The organism is Hymenobacter crusticola (assembly GCF_002154225.1).
Taxonomy (GTDB): domain Bacteria; phylum Bacteroidota; class Bacteroidia; order Cytophagales; family Hymenobacteraceae; genus Hymenobacter; species Hymenobacter crusticola.
Map to the genome: position 1 here is coordinate 1 of NZ_MTSE01000149.1, position 344 is coordinate 344.

Consider the following 344-nt stretch of genomic DNA (forward strand, 5'->3'; position numbering starts at 1 on the left):
AGGCAAGTAGATATCCATGGCAAGTTCCTGGCGGATTCCTTTCAGGTAGAAAGCCCCGCGCAACGGATGCAGCCAGTCATGCAGCGTCTCGCGGGTATCCAGGGTGAACTCAAAGCGAATAGCCCCGGTCGGCGTCTTCTTCTCGGTGCGCCGAGCCGGGCGATAATCAAATGAAGCCGCCGCGGCCGGTTGGGGCTCCCTGGCCACTCGCCCTTGCCCGCGTTCCTGCTGGCGCTGGGTTTGCTCCACGTAGTCCAGCAAGATCTGCCCGATACGAGTAGCGAGTTTGATGGGTACTAGGATCTCACGGGGGGTATCGGGATTGACCATGGTGCGCAAGGTGA

Annotated in this window: 1 protein-coding gene; it reads right to left on the minus strand. The window is 60.5% G+C overall.

Annotated elements, in window-relative coordinates; all coding sequences use genetic code 11:
- Positions 1–330, minus strand: a 330-nt coding sequence (locus BXP70_RS29290; RefSeq protein ID WP_143436804.1) for a hypothetical protein, incomplete at its 3' end; no start/stop codon positions are given.
- Positions 331–344: the final 14 nt, after the last annotated feature.